The organism is Vibrio sp. TRT 2004 (assembly GCF_050113735.1).
Taxonomy (GTDB): Bacteria; Pseudomonadota; Gammaproteobacteria; order Enterobacterales; family Vibrionaceae; genus Vibrio.
This window is the reverse complement of the sequence record NZ_JBNJOH010000016.1, coordinates 16,164-32,903: the sequence shown is the minus strand read 5'-3', so window position 1 is coordinate 32,903 and position 16,740 is coordinate 16,164. Positions and strand designations below refer to the sequence as shown.

General features: G+C 46.9%; 14 protein-coding genes. 9 read left to right on the top strand and 5 right to left on the bottom strand.

Annotated elements, in window-relative coordinates:
* Positions 1-84: 84 nt before the first annotated feature.
* The 6 genes from dnaE to ACQEXR_RS08775 all read left to right on the top strand — a co-directional run bounded on the left by dnaE (position 85) and on the right by ACQEXR_RS08775 (position 7,682).
* Complete coding sequence (dnaE, locus tag ACQEXR_RS08800) at positions 85-3,564, top strand: DNA polymerase III subunit alpha (protein WP_331416113.1); 3,480 nt, start codon at positions 85-87, stop codon at positions 3,562-3,564.
* A 38-nt stretch (positions 3,565-3,602) separates the two neighbouring features.
* Positions 3,603-4,562, top strand: coding sequence for an acetyl-CoA carboxylase carboxyl transferase subunit alpha (gene accA, locus ACQEXR_RS08795; RefSeq protein WP_138973444.1), 960 nt, complete (start codon positions 3,603-3,605; stop codon positions 4,560-4,562).
* Between the two features lie 95 nt (positions 4,563-4,657).
* Entirely contained in the window at positions 4,658-5,977 is a 1,320-nt protein-coding gene (tilS, locus tag ACQEXR_RS08790) for a tRNA lysidine(34) synthetase TilS (protein ID WP_427020144.1), read from the top strand.
* Between the two features lie 50 nt (positions 5,978-6,027).
* On the top strand, positions 6,028-6,342 hold the full coding sequence (locus ACQEXR_RS08785; protein WP_426952213.1) for a c-type cytochrome: 315 nt from the start codon (positions 6,028-6,030) through the stop codon (positions 6,340-6,342).
* A gap of 101 nt (positions 6,343-6,443) precedes the next feature.
* Positions 6,444-6,782, top strand: a complete 339-nt coding sequence (gene glnB, locus ACQEXR_RS08780) for a nitrogen regulatory protein P-II (protein ID WP_004415234.1) — start codon at positions 6,444-6,446, stop codon at positions 6,780-6,782.
* Between the two features lie 57 nt (positions 6,783-6,839).
* Positions 6,840-7,682: an endonuclease/exonuclease/phosphatase family protein gene (locus ACQEXR_RS08775; protein WP_426952210.1), complete on the top strand. Its 843-nt coding sequence runs from the start codon at positions 6,840-6,842 to the stop codon at positions 7,680-7,682.
* A 4-nt stretch (positions 7,683-7,686) separates the two neighbouring features.
* On the opposite strand, the gene ACQEXR_RS08770 is transcribed toward ACQEXR_RS08775, so the two are convergent.
* From ACQEXR_RS08770 to gloB, 3 genes are all read right to left on the bottom strand, one after another.
* Complete coding sequence (locus ACQEXR_RS08770; RefSeq protein WP_269376703.1) at positions 7,687-8,373, bottom strand: YIP1 family protein; 687 nt, start codon at positions 8,371-8,373, stop codon at positions 7,687-7,689.
* On the bottom strand, positions 8,370-9,932 hold the full coding sequence (locus ACQEXR_RS08765) for a LysM peptidoglycan-binding domain-containing protein (protein ID WP_427020143.1): 1,563 nt from the start codon (positions 9,930-9,932) through the stop codon (positions 8,370-8,372). The genes ACQEXR_RS08770 and ACQEXR_RS08765 overlap by 4 nt, the downstream gene beginning before the upstream one ends.
* A gap of 70 nt (positions 9,933-10,002) precedes the next feature.
* Positions 10,003-10,761 (bottom strand): hydroxyacylglutathione hydrolase, encoded by a 759-nt coding sequence (gene gloB, locus ACQEXR_RS08760; protein WP_426952207.1) that lies wholly within the window; start codon positions 10,759-10,761, stop codon positions 10,003-10,005.
* Between the two features lie 38 nt (positions 10,762-10,799).
* Here gloB and ACQEXR_RS08755 point away from each other — a divergent pair, with 38 nt between their 5' ends.
* Entirely contained in the window at positions 10,800-11,543 is a 744-nt protein-coding gene (locus tag ACQEXR_RS08755; RefSeq protein WP_138973437.1) for a class I SAM-dependent methyltransferase, read from the top strand.
* Here ACQEXR_RS08755 and rnhA read toward each other — a convergent pair.
* Complete coding sequence (gene rnhA, locus ACQEXR_RS08750; protein WP_138973436.1) at positions 11,540-12,004, bottom strand: ribonuclease HI; 465 nt, start codon at positions 12,002-12,004, stop codon at positions 11,540-11,542. The genes ACQEXR_RS08755 and rnhA overlap by 4 nt on opposite strands.
* 56 nt (positions 12,005-12,060) lie before the next feature.
* On the opposite strand from rnhA, the gene dnaQ reads away from it, so the two are divergent.
* A complete protein-coding gene (dnaQ, locus tag ACQEXR_RS08745; protein ID WP_331426855.1) occupies positions 12,061-12,798 on the top strand; it encodes a DNA polymerase III subunit epsilon in 738 nt (245 codons plus the stop codon).
* Positions 12,799-12,806: 8 nt separating this feature from the next.
* Positions 12,807-14,057: a TIGR03503 family protein gene (locus ACQEXR_RS08740; RefSeq protein WP_138973434.1), complete on the top strand. Its 1,251-nt coding sequence runs from the start codon at positions 12,807-12,809 to the stop codon at positions 14,055-14,057.
* 116 nt (positions 14,058-14,173) lie between these two features.
* On the opposite strand, the gene fadE is transcribed toward ACQEXR_RS08740, so the two are convergent.
* Positions 14,174-16,627 carry an acyl-CoA dehydrogenase FadE gene (gene fadE, locus ACQEXR_RS08735; protein WP_427020142.1) on the bottom strand — a complete coding sequence of 818 codons (2,454 nt, stop codon included), beginning with the start codon at positions 16,625-16,627 and terminating at the stop codon, positions 14,174-14,176.
* Between the last annotated feature and the right edge of the window lie 113 nt (positions 16,628-16,740).

The following is a 16,740-nucleotide window of genomic DNA, read 5'->3' as shown; positions in this document are numbered from 1 at the left end:
CTGTTAAGGGGTATATAAGTACGCGATTTTCACTTAAAATACCCTATTCTCATCCCAAATTAGTTATCTTTCTGGACGATATTCATGTCAGACCCTAAGTTTATCCACCTTCGAGTTCATAGTGACTTTTCCATGGTTGACGGCTTGTCAAAAGTACCGCCATTGGTGAAGAAAGTGGCTGAATTGGGCATGCCAGCGGTGGCGTTGACGGATTTTACCAACCTCTGTGGTTTGGTTAAGTTTTACGGTACCGCGCATGGTTGTGGGGTTAAGCCGATCATCGGTGCCGATTTCTTGATGCAGTCGGCTGGGTTTGGTGATGAGTTAACAAAGTTGACGGTTCTAGCGGCTGACAATGTCGGTTACAAGAACCTAACGTTGCTTATCTCAAAAGCGTATTTGCGTGGTCATGTTCAGCACCAGCCTGTCATTGATAGAGAGTGGCTAGTTGAACTGTCTGAAGGTGTTATCTTACTGTCAGGCGGTAAAAATGGCGAAATTGGTAAGGCGTTATTGAAGGGCAACCACAAAGTAGTGTCTGAGTGTGTTGAGTTTTATCAAACCCATTTCCCAGATCGCTTTTATCTTGAGCTGACCAGAACCGGACGCGCCGATGAAGAGACTTATCTTCACTTCGCGTTGGAGCTAGCGGAACAAGCGGAGCTGCCTGTCGTAGCGACCAATGATGTGGTTATTCTCGATGAGTCCCTGTTTGATGCCCATGAAATTCGTGTTGCCATTCACGATGGCTACACCCTAGAAGACCCTCGTCGACCAAAAAACTACAGCCCTCAGCAATATTTGCGTAGCGAACAAGAAATGTGTGAACTTTTCTCAGACATTCCTGAAGCGCTTGAAAACAGTGTTGAAATTGCTAAGCGTTGTAACGTCACGGTACGTCTTGGCGAGTACTTCCTACCCGCCTTCCCAACTGAAGGGATGAAAGAGACCGAGTTTTTGGTCATGAAGTCTAAAGAGGGCTTAGAAGAGCGACTTGAGTTCCTTTTCCCTGATCCTCAAGTTCGTGCACAACGACGACCTGAGTATGATGAGCGCCTTGATGTTGAACTGGAAGTTATCAATAACATGGGCTTCCCAGGCTACTTCTTGATCGTAATGGAGTTTATCCAGTGGTCAAAAGATAACAGTATTCCAGTAGGGCCTGGCCGTGGTTCTGGTGCGGGCTCTCTCGTTGCTTACGCGTTGAAGATCACCGATCTTGACCCACTTGAGTATGACCTGCTTTTCGAACGATTTCTTAACCCAGAGCGTGTCTCCATGCCCGACTTCGACGTCGACTTCTGTATGGACAAGCGCGATCAGGTGATTGATCACGTCGCAGAAATGTACGGTCGTGACGCCGTGTCTCAGATTATTACCTTTGGTACGATGGCGGCAAAAGCGGTAATCCGCGATGTAGGTCGTGTGCTTGGGCATGGCTTTGGTTTCGTTGATCGAATCTCCAAGCTGGTACCACCCGATCCGGGCATGACCCTCGAAAAGGCATTTAAAGCAGAGCCAGCATTACCTGAGTTGTATGAAAACGACGAAGAGGTAAAAGAGCTTATCGACATGTGTCGCATTCTAGAAGGGTGTACACGAAATGCCGGTAAGCACGCGGGTGGCGTAGTTATCTCTCCGACGACTATTACTGACTTTGCTCCGATATACGCGGATGCAGAAGGTAACTTTCCAGTTACTCAGTTTGACAAGAATGACGTAGAAACGGCGGGTCTGGTTAAGTTTGACTTCTTGGGTCTGCGGACACTGACCATCATCGACTGGGCTTTAGGCTTGATCAACCCTCGTCTTGAGCGCGAAGGTAAGCCTGCCGTCGCTATTGAGTCGATCCCTCTTGACGATCAGGCGTCATTTAACGTACTGCAAAATTCAGAGACGACAGCGGTATTCCAGTTGGAATCACGCGGTATGAAAGAGTTGATCAAGCGACTTCAGCCAGACTGTTTTGAAGATATCATCGCACTAGTAGCCCTGTTCCGTCCTGGTCCGTTGCAATCGGGCATGGTAGATAACTTTATTGACCGTAAGCATGGTCGAGAGGCAATCTCGTACCCAGATGAAACTTGGCAGCACGAGTCTTTAAAAGAGACGCTTGACCCAACCTACGGCATCATCCTGTATCAAGAACAGGTAATGCAAATTGCCCAGATCCTTGCGGGTTATACTCTGGGTGGCGCAGACATGCTGCGTCGTGCGATGGGTAAGAAAAAACCGGAAGAGATGGCCAAGCAGCGCGGCACCTTCAAAGAGGGCGCGGAGAAGAACGGAGTTGATGGCGAGCTGGCGATGAAGATCTTCGACCTTGTGGAGAAGTTCGCGGGCTATGGCTTTAACAAATCTCACTCAGCAGCCTATGCGCTTGTCTCTTACCAGACGCTTTGGTTAAAGACGCATTACCCAGCCGAATTTATGGCCGCGGTAATGACTGCTGATATGGATAACACAGAGAAGGTCGTTGGCCTAGTTGATGAGTGTTTCCGTATGAAGCTAAAGGTGCTTCCACCCGATATTAATGCGGGTCTATACCGATTTAATGTCGATGAAACGGGGGCGATCGTTTACGGTATCGGCGCAATTAAAGGGGTGGGTGAAGGCCCGATTGAAGCCATTCTTGAAGCGCGGAATAAAGGTGGCTACTTCAAAGATCTGTTTGATTTCTGTGCGCGTATTGACCTCAAGAAAGTGAATAAGCGAGTTATTGAAAAACTTATCTATGCAGGTGCTCTTGATCGCCTTGGGCCGCACCGAGCTGCGATGATGGCATCACTTGCGGATGCCGTAAAAGCAGCCAGCCAACACCACCAAGCGGAAGCATTTGGGCAAAGTGATCTTTTTGGCGTTCTGACAGAAGCTCCTGAAGAAGTTGAGCACAAGTACATCAAAGTTGAGCCATGGCCTGAGAAAGTCTGGCTAGAGGGAGAACGTGACACACTTGGCCTTTATTTAACAGGGCACCCTATAAATGCGTATAGTAAGGAACTTGGCAAGTACACCAGTTGTCGATTAAAAGATGCAACACCAACAAGGCGCGATCAGAGCGTGACTCTGGCTGGTCTGGTCATTGCTGCTCGTGTCATGACAACTAAACGTGGTACCCGTATCGGTCTTATGACGCTGGATGATCGCAGTGGCCGAATGGAGGTCATGCTGTTTTCTGATGCGCTCGATCGCTACGCAGAATTGTTAGAAAAAGATAAAATATTGGTCGTTTCAGGACAGGTCAGCTTTGATGATTTCAATGGTGGTCTTAAAATGTCCGCGCGCGAGGTCATGGATCTCGGAACCGCTCGTGAAAAATATGCACGGGGCCTATCGGTTTCAATTGATGAATCTCAAATTAATGACCGATTTTTTGAGCGGTTTAGTCAAATACTAGAGCCTCATAGGGCGGGGAGCGTTCCTGTCCATGTATACTACCAACGCTCAGATGCGCGAGCGCGTTTAACGTTGGGTACAGAATGGCGAGTTACGCCAAGCGACGCATTATTAGATGATTTAAAACAACTACTTGGGAAAGGCCAGGTAGAACTCGAATTTAACTAAGTTCGGTAGAAGGTTACCGAATAAGAAAGGATCTATAGATGAGCCTGAATTTTTTAGAATTTGAAAAACCAATCGCAGAGCTAGAAGCAAAAATTGAAGCACTACGTGATGTCTCTCGTCACGGTGGTGACTCTGGTGTTGATCTTGATAAAGAGATCGAACAGCTAGAGAAAAAAAGCTTAGAACTAAAGAAGAAAACATTTAGCGACCTTGGTGCTTGGGAAACTGCCCAACTTGCTCGTCACCCATTACGTCCTTACACACTTGATTACATCGAGCATGTTTTCACTGAGTTTGATGAGTTGGCAGGTGACCGTCACTACGCTGATGACAAGGCGATTGTAGGTGGTATGGCTCGCCTAAATGGCCGTCCAGTCATGGTTATTGGTCATCAGAAAGGTCGTGAAACAAAAGAGAAAGTGAAACGTAACTTTGGTATGCCAAAACCAGAAGGTTACCGCAAAGCGCTACGTCTAATGCAAACGGCAGAACGTTTTAATATGCCGATCATTACTTTCATCGATACCGCGGGCGCGTACCCAGGTGTTGGTGCAGAAGAGCGTGGTCAATCTGAAGCTATCGCGACCAACCTAAAAGTGATGGCAGGTTTGAAAGTGCCTGTTATTTGTAACGTTGTAGGTGAAGGTGGTTCTGGTGGTGCACTTGCTATCGGTGTAGGCGACTACGTAAACATGCTTCAGTACTCTACTTACTCAGTGATTTCTCCAGAAGGTTGTGCTTCAATCCTATGGCGTGATTCTGACAAAGCGCCACAAGCTGCAGAAGCAATGGGTCTTATCGCTCCTCGCTTAAAAGAGCTTGAATTGATTGACGAAATCATCGAAGAGCCACTAGGCGGCGCGCACCGTGATCACCTTCAGATGGCTAAGAACATGAAAGATACGTTAGTTCGTCAGCTTGAAGAGTTAGAACAGTTCGATAATGACACGCTTCTTGAACGTCGTTACCAACGCCTAATGAGCTACGGTTACTGTTAATCTATACGGATTTTGCTTAAAGGCTGAACTAGGGTTCAGCCTTTTTTGTTTCCGGTGATAAACTGGTGTTTTGAATCGTCAAATGCTTTCTATTTATGAGTCTTAAGTCCCACTTTGCCACTGTTATTGAACGTCACGCTCAAGCTCAAGGTCGTCTTGTGCTTGGGTTAAGTGGCGGATTGGATTCACGGGTTATGCTCGACTTGATGGCCGAGTACAGTCGGAGTCAGCAGACTGAGTGTCTAGCGGTGCATGTTCATCACGGATTAAGTGTCAATGCCGATCAGTGGGCGCGACAGTGTCAGCAATGGTGTCAGCAACTCAATGTGCCTTTAGTCATTGAAAGAGTCCAACTGGATCGCAAAGGGCGTAGTTTAGAAGAGAGTGCCAGAGAAGCGAGATATCAGGCGTTAGTTAACCATCTCGAGAACGATGATCTATTGCTGACAGGACAGCATGCCGATGACCAAGTAGAAACATTCCTACTCGCTCTCAAACGTGGAAGTGGGCCTAAAGGCTTGTCTGCGATGGCAGAGGCGATGCCATTTGCACACGCTAAGATTGTCAGACCACTATTGACGATAAGCCGTCAACAGATAGAAGGTTACGCTGAGCAGAAGCAGCTAACTTGGGTGGAAGATGAGAGTAATCTTGACCAGCGCTTTGAGCGTAATTTTATCCGACATACTGTCTCTCCACCGCTGACGGAGCGGTGGCCTTACTTCAATCAAGCTGTCCAGCGGAGCGCAGAACTGTGTGCGGAGCAAGAGGCATTGCTTGATGAATTGATGAGTGACAAGCTGAACAGTGCGCTTCACAGTGATGCGAGTCTCGATATCAATACGTTGGCCACCTATAGTGAGTTAGTTCGAACTCGAGCATTGCGTATGTGGTTAGCTCGGCAAAACGTTCGTATGCCTTCGCGTGAACAGTTGAAGCTCGTATGGCCACAGGTTGCTTGTGCTCAGCAAGATGCAAATCCTCAGCTCGCGTTGATTGACGGACAAATCAGACGTCACGCCAATCGGCTCTATTTCGTCAGAGAGTGGCAACCTTTGATGGAGTGGCGGCAAGATCTTCGATTCGATCAAGCGTGTGTATTACCAGAAGATTTAGGCCGCTTAGTTCTTCGCAGTTCGTCGCATGGACAATTATCAAAACAAGCACTAAGTCAGGGAAAGCTACAGGTAATTTTTGAACCTCAGGGATTAAGTGCGCATCCCGTTGAGCGTGGGCACAGCAGAAAGCTCAAAAAATTGTTCCAAGAATATGATGTACCTAGCTGGCTACGACGTAGAACACCTATAGTAATTTGTGATCAGCAAGTTGTGGCGGTGGGTGATTTATTTATTGATCGCCATTTTGCAGGTCAGGATTGTGAACTCGTCTGGGACAAGCCATTGTTGTTTATGTAAAATTGTATACATAAGAACGCACAACTAACATGGAATTATAAGGAAGAGCAATGAAGAAATTCGCAATTGGATTGGTATTAGGAATGGGGTTGCTAAGTGGTCAGGCGTTGGCAGCTGGCGATGCAGCGGCAGGGCAAGCAAAAGCCGCGGTATGTGCTGCGTGTCATGGTGCTGATGGTATTGCAATTATCCCTGGTTATCCGAATCTAAAAGGTCAGAATGAACAGTACCTTGTGTCTGCAATCAATGCGTACAAAAATAAAGAGCGTAACGGCGGTTTAGCGGCTGTGATGCAAGCGCAGGCTGCAGCATTAAGTGATGCTGATGTAGCTAACCTTGCTGCATACTACGCAAGCTTGAAGTAACCGAGTTGTGAGAAATCAGCCCGAGCATGATTCGCTCGGGCTTTTTATTACCTAGTTATCGTGGGATAATGGCGCAAGTAACAGTAGTTTAAGGGATGAACATGAAAAAGATTGAAGCCATCATTAAGCCATTCAAATTAGATGATGTCCGTGAGGCACTGGCGGAAGTAGGCATTACAGGCATGACGGTATCAGAAGTAAAAGGCTTCGGACGTCAGAAAGGTCATACTGAGCTATACCGTGGCGCTGAGTATATGGTCGACTTTCTACCTAAAGTAAAGCTTGAAATTGTTGTCACTGACGAAGTGGCTGATCAGTGTGTCGACACCATTATTGAGACAGCGCAAACGGGTAAAATTGGCGACGGTAAAATCTTTATCACCGATGTAGAGCGTATCGTTCGAATCCGAACTGGCGAAGAAGACGAAGACGCAATTTAAAGATACACCTTGGAAAAAGAGCCGCATGGCTCTTTTTTATTTTTTGGATAGTGAAAAATGAATAAAGCTCGTTGGTTTGTAGTTGCTCTGCTTCTCGTTGGTACAGCACTGATTGGATATAAGAGCGTTTTTAGTTTGCCTTCTCAGGCACAAATAACGTCATATGACCATGATTCAGAACAGCTATCCCTGACATGCTACGAAAACCCAACGGCCAAACAGCTTGATCAAAACCAGCAAATTAGCTTGTTAGTGTGGAATATCTATAAGCAAAATCGATCTAACTGGAGTTCGAGCTTGAGCAACTATGCTCAAGGTAAACAACTGGTCTTGCTGCAGGAAGCCAGCATGACGGGGGAGCTGAGAGAGTGGCTGAAGCAAGGGCGGTGGTTTGGTAGCCAAGTTGATGCTTTTAAAGCGTTTGATACCACGGCTGGGGTGCTGAATTTATCTTTGAATACGCCACTAAAAGCTTGTGCATATACAGAACTTGAACCTTGGCTTCGTCTACCTAAATCGGCACTCTACGCACTCTATCCGCTGTCAAATGGGCAACAACTTGCGGTCGTGAATATCCATGCGGTTAACTTTACCTATGGCACTGAAGAATATCATCGTCAGTTAAACGTATTGGCACAGGAACTCAGTGAACATCAGGGGCCAGTGATTGTGGCAGGCGATTTTAATAGCTGGAGCCAAGAGCGTTTGAGAGTGATGTCCGAAGCGCTAAGTTCATTGGGATTAAAGGAGGTGACCTATGACAGTGATAACCGGACTCAGTTTATGACCGGCCTACCTTTGGATCATGTATTCTATCGTGGACTTACGTTGGAAAAAGCAGAGGCGCCAGTCTCTGACGCCTCTGATCACAATCCAATCTTAGTGACTTTTCACTTATAACCGATTAAAAAATGACAATATAAAGCGCCCAGATCAGGTAGTAGGCTAGCCATGGAAGCGCTGAAATAGCAAGAGCTTGACCTCGTTCAAACTCAGTCCAAGTCCCGACCGCGGCATAGCCCAAGGCAATGTACCAAGGGAGCAGTATTGGGAATGAACTGGCAAATTGAGACCAAGGATTGGTGAGTGGCAGCTTGAGAAAACCATTAAGGCTATTGAGATCTGCGGCATAAACTAACACCTGACCATGTTTCAGTAGCGCACTTACGTAACTTGCTAAGTCGCCAATGATAGCAGGGAAGGTAATGACTGCACTTGCGGCGAACCACTTCCAAAAGCCATGTTGATGCTGGCTTGGCTTCGTTGCTAGGTTGAACCAAAATGCTAGCATCAAGATAGTCAGGGTTCTGCCTGCAATATCGCTGATGATTTCGCTGGCCATAAGGGTGTTTGCGTCTAAAAGCTCAAGTTGCTTAGGATTCGTGACCGCCAACTGAGCCGCAAGCGTTTCTCTCAGCCAATCAAAGTTGACCATATCAAAGTACGCTCCCCAAAATAAAAATGGAGAGAGAATTAAGAAAATGTATGGTTGCCAGCCCCAAGCTCCACGTTGGTAGAGAGCGAGAAAACAGGCGCTAGGCGAACGGAAGATATCGACCAGCATAATAATAGGGTTACTTGAGGGGCTCATACACTTACCTTAGTTACATCAACATACAGCTTCAGCTTTTGACCTGGTTTGAGGTACTTCTGATTGCTCAGATCATTCCATTTGACGATGTCATTGGACTTCACTTTAAATTTGGTGGCAATACCACTGATCGTGTCTCCTGAGCGAACGCTATAGAAGACGGTTCTGACGACGGCGCCATCAGAGCTATTTTTCCAAATAACCAGTTTCTGCCCAACTCGCAGGGTATCTCTTGGTCCCATTCCATTCCATTTCGCAAGAGATTGGTGAGACACTTTGCTGGCTTTAGCAATGGACCATAAGCTATCGCCAGAACGTACCGTATGAGTCAGTTTGTACTGACCTCGACTTTCAGACTGCGTTTTAGCTAAGCGGTTTGATGCGCTGAGGGCATACGCTTTGTCGTCACGAGTTGAGGTCGGAATCATTAAGTGTTGGCCGACTCGGATGTTATTGCCGCTAATATTATTCGCAGTGCGGATGACTTGGGCTGTCGTGTTATATTTCTCAGCCAAAACACTCAAAGTATCGCCAGATTTCACTTTGTAGCGTACCACTTTCATCCCTTTACCACGGTTTTTGCTAGCCGCACTGTTAAACTGAGCGACGTTGTCGATAGGTAGCAGCAACTGGTGTGGACCATCTGGTGCTGTAGCCCATTGGTTGTATGCTGGATTCAAGCTTTGCAGCTCTTTGACACTGATACCAGCGTAGTTAGCCGCGATAGCAAGGTCGAGCTGTTCTTTTGGATTGACCAATTCCACAACCTGTCGGTTGGCGATAGGTGGGATTTCAATGCCGTATTTTTCTTGATTGGCGACAATGTCTGCCAGAGCCAGTAATTTTGGCACATAACCACTGGTTTCTTTTGGTAAGTCGAGAGAGAAGAAGTCGATTGGCTTACCGAGTTTGTTGTTTTTGCGGATAGCGCTGGAGACACGGCCGCCACCACTGTTGTACGCGGCAATCGCGTGTGTCCAATCGCCATCAAAACGCTTATTTAGGTAAGTCAGGTAATCGAGTGCAGCATCTGTCGCAGCGGGGACATCGCGACGACCATCGTACCAGAAGTTTTGTTTGAGACCGTACATCTCGCCCGTACCGGGAACAAACTGCCATAAACCAGCGGCACTACCATGAGAGTAAGCGAAGGCATCAAATGAACTTTCAACGACAGGAAGAAGTGCCAGTTCCAGTGGCAAGCCACGTTGCTCGATCTTCTCTGTAATCAAATATAGGAAAGGTTCGGCGCGTTGCGAAACCGTTTTTAAATGATTTGGATGCTTCAAATACCATGTGCGGTAGTAATCGACCAGTTGGTGATCAGGGATCGGCATATCGAGTTGCATCGCGATACGCTGCCAGACGTCTTGCTGAGTTTGCGGTGTGACCACCGGCTCTACTTTGACTACCGGTTTTTCTGGCTGAGCTACAGGCTCAGTCGGTGTTATGGTTGGATTGTTGGTATCTGGAGAGACGGCTTCTCCAGAATCGGTCGGCTGGGTAAGCTGACAACCTGCTAAGAGTAATGCCAATACCCAGCTGTGTTTAACTCGCATTGCACAGCCCTTTTACTATTTGGCTGCTGATAATACTTGCCTCTCTCAGTAGGTGACAAGCAGCAAATCGTTAAAATTCGTTCTTCCACTCACGTAATGCAGTAAAAATCGCGAGTGGATCAGTTTGAGAGGTTCTATTTGATACGGAGCGGATAACGCTAGGCTGATCGGTACGCAAAAATGGATTGATCCACTTTTCTCGGCGAATGGTAGTCGGTAACGTCGGTTTGTTTTGCGCTCTTAAGCGGTTTACTTCGTCTCGATATTGTTGCAACTGACTATTTTCTGGTTCAACGGCCAGTGCAAAGGCCAGATTGCTGGTGGTGTACTCGTGTGCACAGTAGACCTCCGTCTCTTCTGGCAAGGCTGCGAGTTTGTTGAGAGAGTTATGCATCTGTTCCATCGTTCCCTCAAATACGCGCCCACATCCGGCAGAGAACAGCACGTCACCACAGAATAGCTTTCCATCTCCGACATAGCCGATATGGCCACTAGTATGGCCTTCTAAACCTAGAACAAAAAAGATTTCATCAAATAGCTCTATTTGATCTCCTGCATCGACGGCATGAGTTAAGGTGGGTACAGGTTCGTTGGCGGGTCCGACAACATCGACGCTAGGAAACTGTCGTACCAGCTCAGCAACACCACCAATATGGTCATTGTGGTGGTGAGTAATGAGAATTGCCTCTAAATTCAGTTCGTGCTCTTTTAGGTAAGTGAGGACTGGGGTCGCGTCACCTGGATCAACCACAGCACAACGACGATCGCTATTTTCAATTAGCCAGATGTAATTATCATTAAATGCGGGTATGCTTTTGATATTCAACATGGTTGTGTCTCCAGTTACCAGGGTGAAGCAGGTTATATATGAAACCAGCACTTAGCAGAAAAAAGCTTGAAAAGCCTCATTCATGGTCTCAGCTAAAAAATGGCCAGTGGGTCAGTGATTCAATTCAAACCCGCATTGACGAATGGTGCCCAAAACTATTCGGATATCACCTACTTAAGCTGGGCGGGTTGAGCTGCGAGTTAACCAGCTTCAACTGTAACATTCAACATCAAGTTCACTTAGATATCCAGAACCCTTTGCACAATGTGATTGCAGATGGTTACGATTTGCCCTTTCTGGAAAAAAGTTTCGATGCCGTGCTGATGTCCCATCAACTTGACTACTGTAACGATCCTCATCGTATGTTACGAGAAGTTGACCGAGTCATGATTGATGATGGTTACCTGATTATAACGGGTTTCAACCCAATCAGTTTTACTGGGCTTGCGAGCTTAATGCCTTGGCGACGTAACAATTTACCATGGAGCGGTCGGATGTTTACGCCCAATCGAGTTAAAGATTGGCTTGGGCTATTAAACTATCAGGTGTTGGAGTGCGACAGTTACGCACTGTTCCCTATGCAGAAATATCGCACTATGTGGACTTGGTTGGAGAACAGCCTTGGCGATTGGGCGGCACCTGCGGGAAGTCTCTATTTTATCGTGGCACGAAAACGTACTTATCCACTCAAGCTAATTAAGCCTCACTGGAAGTTAAAACGAAAATTGACGCCAGTTGGCGTCAATTACAAAGTGTCGAGCCGACAGTCTAGCTCCAACTAGCTAGGCTGATAACCGACATCTTCATCGGTTGGGTTTTCCGCTGCGGTACGGGCTAATTCATCACACATTTCGTTTTCTCTATGCCCTGCGTGACCTTTGACCCAGCGCCAATCGATGCTATGGCGCTGGGTTTCTGTATCAAGCGCTTGCCAAAGATCGGCATTCTTAACGGGTTTCTTGTCTGCTGTTTTCCAGCCGCGCTTTTTCCAGTTGTGTATCCACTGAGTAATACCTTGACGAACATATTGACTGTCGGTCGTTAGAATTACGTCGCATGGTTCTTTTAAAGCTTGCAAGGCGACAATGGTAGCCATCATTTCCATACGGTTGTTTGTGGTAAGGGTAAAACCTTTGGCGAGCGTTTTTTCGACCTGTTTATAGCGGAGTACGATTCCGTAACCACCAGGACCTGGGTTACCTAAACAAGAACCATCAGTGAAAATTTCCACCTGTTTCGTCATGATTTGATACTATTGGGTTAAGCACATTATTGGCATAGTCTGACACACATATTGTTATGAATACCAGCAACAATTCTAATCAACATCGTATCGTTGTACTCGATACAGAAACCACAGGTATGAACCGTGAGGGTGGACCTCACTATCAGGATCACCGAATCATTGAAATCGGTGCTGTGGAGATCATAAACCGCAAACTGACAGGGCGTCATTTCCATGTCTACATCAAACCCGATCGTGAGATTCAGCCTGATGCGGTAGAAGTTCACGGTATTACCGATGAGTTTTTGGTCGACAAACCAGACTATCGTGATGTCCATGCTGAATTTCTAGACTTCATCAAAGGGGCTGAGCTGGTGGCGCACAATGCGCCCTTCGACGTTGGCTTCATGGACAATGAGTTTCGGATGCTTGACCCTAGCATCGGCAAGACGATTGACTATTGTAAAGTGACCGATACGCTGGCAATGGCGAAGAAAATCTTCCCTGGCAAGCGAAACAACCTTGACGTACTTTGTGATCGTTACGGTATAGATAACTCTCACCGTACTCTCCACGGGGCATTACTCGATGCCGAGATTCTGGCAGATGTTTATCTGCTAATGACGGGTGGACAGACTTCGCTGCAGTTCAATGCAGGGAGCTCTGGAGGTGAAGAGGGCGAAGTCATAAAACGTGCGGCAAGTGGTCGAAAATCGCTAAAGGTTTTACGTGCAACAGCCGATGAATTAGAAGCCCACCAAAGTAGATTAGACATAGTAGAGAAAAGCGGTAGCTGTCTCTGGCGTCAGTAGGAGAAAGGATGTTGAGGTTTTGGATTGCCATTTTAGGTTTTGTATTTAGTTCGTTAGGCTATGCTGCCGAAGGAACCTCAATGTCGTTGTTGGATAATCGCTTTAGAGTCGACCCGTCGATTAAGCAAATTACCTTTGTTATCTACCGAGCGCAAAGTTCTCAACCAGTGGTCTTAGTGAGACCCGACGGCAAGAAATATTATGCCTGGCGTAGTCCAGATAATGTTCGCTGGTACCAAGAACCTTCAATGGACATCGTTTCCATTGATAATCCTATGCCTGGCCCTTGGCAAGCAATTGGTAAAGTGACTCCCAAGAACAAGATAAAGCTGATTTCTCATCTTGAGCTGTCCACGGACACGCTGCCGACTCGATTGTATCAAGGAGAGTCGATTAAGTTTAATGCCCGCTTGACCTCAGACAATCAGCCACTCGTATTAAGAGATTTTCTTGATCGTGTGAAACTGAAAGTGACCTTTACGAAATATGTCGAGAATGAAGAGTCGTTGGTGAAGGAGGCACGTCCATTACCTGAAGTAATTGGTGAGTTCGCTGATGATGGTAAGGATCTTGATGAGGTTGCTGGCGATGGTATTTTCACCGTTGCTTTGCCTATTACCAGTGAGCCAGGCAAGTATCGTGTCAGAATCACTTCTGGTAATGGCGTGTTCTTGCGTGCTCAAGAGCAAGAGGTTTTAGTCTACCCATCGCCCCTGTTGGCTACCTTTATTCAGTCTCGTGAAGAAATGAGTCCTAACCAGATTGTCTTTGCAGGTGAGCAGGGAATGATTAAACCAGGCTCGATTGCCGGTCACGTTGAGCATACCTCTCCCAATGGTGCGTTGACCACCGTTCAGGGCAGTGCGGGCGAGGAGAGCAATAAGCTGACACTTGAGATTCCTTACAGTGCCGATCTTGGTCTCTATGCTTGGCATGGTAAAGCCTTTGCAACCGAAATGGGCTCTGAGCGACCACTGATTTTCCCGATCAGTGAACACACATACAGCGTGGTAGAAGAGGTAGATATTGCCGAAACCCGTCGTTTGCAGGAAGAAGAGCGTCTCAAGCAGCAAAAAATGCTGGAAGAAATTCAAATGATGGAGATGCGCGAAGCTAAACGCACTCGTACCATGATTCTAATTGGTGTGGGTAATTTGGTGGTACTGATATTGGGTATCGCGGTTTGGTTTGTTATGCGTAAGCTAAAGGCAAGCAGACAAGCATTGCCGGAAATGCAACTCGATATGCCTAAAAAGTAGTGAGTCGTTAATGGGACCCGCGTTAATGGGGCTGCCGTCTTTCCTCTAGACATTCTTTGATACAAGAATAAATAAAGGGCTGCGATTGCAGCCCTTTGTTTCAGTTTTAAGTTGGGTTACGCCACTTCATCCATCTCTGGTTGAAGCAGAGGCATTGGCTTTGCGGCCAGTTCCTCTGGGCTGAAGTCATCAACGTTAATGACGTATAAGCGATGTTGCTCTGCTTCAGTCAGTAGTTTCGCATCGTCAGCATCAATGATGCCTTTTTCGAGGCCCAGTTGAGCGACTTCATCTAGACGCAAGAATGGGCGACGTTGACCTAGCTGCTCACAGATTTTGTTGAATACTGGCTCTGCTTGCAGAATCACTTCTAGAGCCTGCTCAATACGACCTGCCGCGTTGAACTCAGTTGCTGCCAAGTATTGGTTACGGCCAATACGTGAACGAGTTTCGCTCGGTGTTTGCAGAATTTGAGCCACTTGGCTATCCAGCTTATCACTCGGTGCTTTACGAACTCGACCAAACGGCATGATGACTAGACGCAGGGCTTTACCGAGGACTTTGTTCGGGAAGTTTGCTAAAAACTCATCAATCGCCAACTCAGTTTGTTTCAGACTATCTTGTAGTCCCCAATGTACTAAAGGTAGGTCATCTGCAATACGGCCGTCACTCTCAAAGCGTTTTAATGTTGCAGAGCTTAAGTACAACTGGCTCAAAATATCGCCCAAGCGAGCAGATAGACGTTCCTTGCGTTTCAGGGAACCGCCAAGCACTGCCATTGAAATATCAGAGAGGAAGGCAATGTTGGCACTGTATCGGTTAAGCTGCTGGTAGTAACGCGTTGTGGCATCTTTGACTGGTGCATCCGAGAAACGACCATCTGTTAAACCAAGCCAGAAGCTGCGAACAAGATTACTCATGGTAAAGCTGACGTGTCCAGCCAGCGCAGAGTCAAACTTGTCTAGCGCGTCTGAGGCTTCTGAGTAGGCTGCATTCATCTCTTCCAATACGTAAGGGTGACAACGAATAGCACCTTGACCAAAGATGATCATAGAGCGAGTCAGAATGTTTGCACCTTCAACTGTCACCGCAATGGGCGCACCTTGGTAACCACGAGCAAGGAAGTTAGAAGGGCCAAGACAGATGCCTTTTCCGCCGACAATGTCCATAGCGTCGATGATGCTTTGCTGACCACGGTGAGTACAGTGGTATTTTACAATCGCAGAGATGACGGATGGTTTCTCACCAAGGTCAATACCCGCGACTGTTAGGTTACTTGCAGCATCCATGACATAAGCATTGCCGCCAAGGCGTGCCAATGGCTCTTCGACACCTTCCATGTGGCCGATTGGTTGCTTAAACTGACGGCGAATACGAGCGTAGGCTCCCGTGGCTAAAGCGGCGGACTTAATGCCACCCGTCGAGTTTGAAGGCAGAGTGATACCACGACCTACCGACAGACACTCAACCAACATACGCCAGCCTTGGCCAGCCATTTTTGGACCGCCGATGATGAAATCAAGAGGAACAAACAGGTCTTGGCCACGTGTTGGACCATTTTGGAAAGGCACGTTAAGTGGGAAATGGCGGTTGCCAATTTCAACACCTTCTAAATGTGTTGGAATAAGGGCACAGGTGATGCCAATATCTTGTTGATCACCAAGTAGGCCATCTGGGTCGCGCAGTTTAAACGCTAGACCCAACACAGTCGCAACTGGCGCCAGTGTGATGTAGCGTTTGTTCCACGTCAGACGCATACCAAGCACTTCTTTACCTTGCCACTCACCTTTGCAGACAATACCAAAATCTGGAATTGAGCCCGCATCTGAACCCGCTTCAGGGCTAGTTAGGGCAAAACATGGGATCTCTTTACCTTCTGCAAGTCGAGGCAAGTAGTAATCTTTTTGCTCAGTGGTACCGTAATGTTGCAGCAGTTCACCTGGACCCAATGAGTTAGGAACGCCAACCGTTGAAGACAGCACCCCAGAGACACCGGTCAGTTTCTGCAATACTAGGGATTGTGCATACGCTGAAAACTCTAAGCCACCATATTTTTTCTTAATGATCATCGCGAAGAATTTGTTGTCTTTTAGGTATTGCCAAACTTCAGGTGGCAAATCGGCAAGCTCATGAGTGACTTGGTAATCATTGACCATGGCACAGACTTCGTTCACAGGGCCGTTTAGGAATGCTTGTTCTTCTGCGCTCAATTGAGGGGCTTTGATGTCGTGAAGCTTTTTCCAATCTGGCTTGCCTTTGAACAGTTCTGCTTCCCACCAAACCGTACCTGCATCGAGTGCTTCTTTCTCTGTTTGAGACATAGCAGGCAACACTTTTTTAAACAGCGATAACGCTTTCTTGCTAATCAGAGATTGACGGATTGATGGAACCGCTAAGGTAGCAATTGCCGCGATAAACAGTATCCAACTAAGTGAACCAGCAGAACCGAAAATTGAAAGCGCAACCATGGTTACAGCCAGTGCAGCAATCGACACTAGCAGTGAGGTGCGATGATAGAGGCAGACTGCCAGTACCGTGGTAAAGCCAAGAATAGAGAGCAAAATGTCCATATGTATATTCCTTTTGCGGCGATTTATAGTTGGTTATTCGCCGGTGACGGGTAAGAGGTCTAACCAGTTAAGTGTAATCAAAATATTAATGAAATGTAAAACCTGTATTTGTT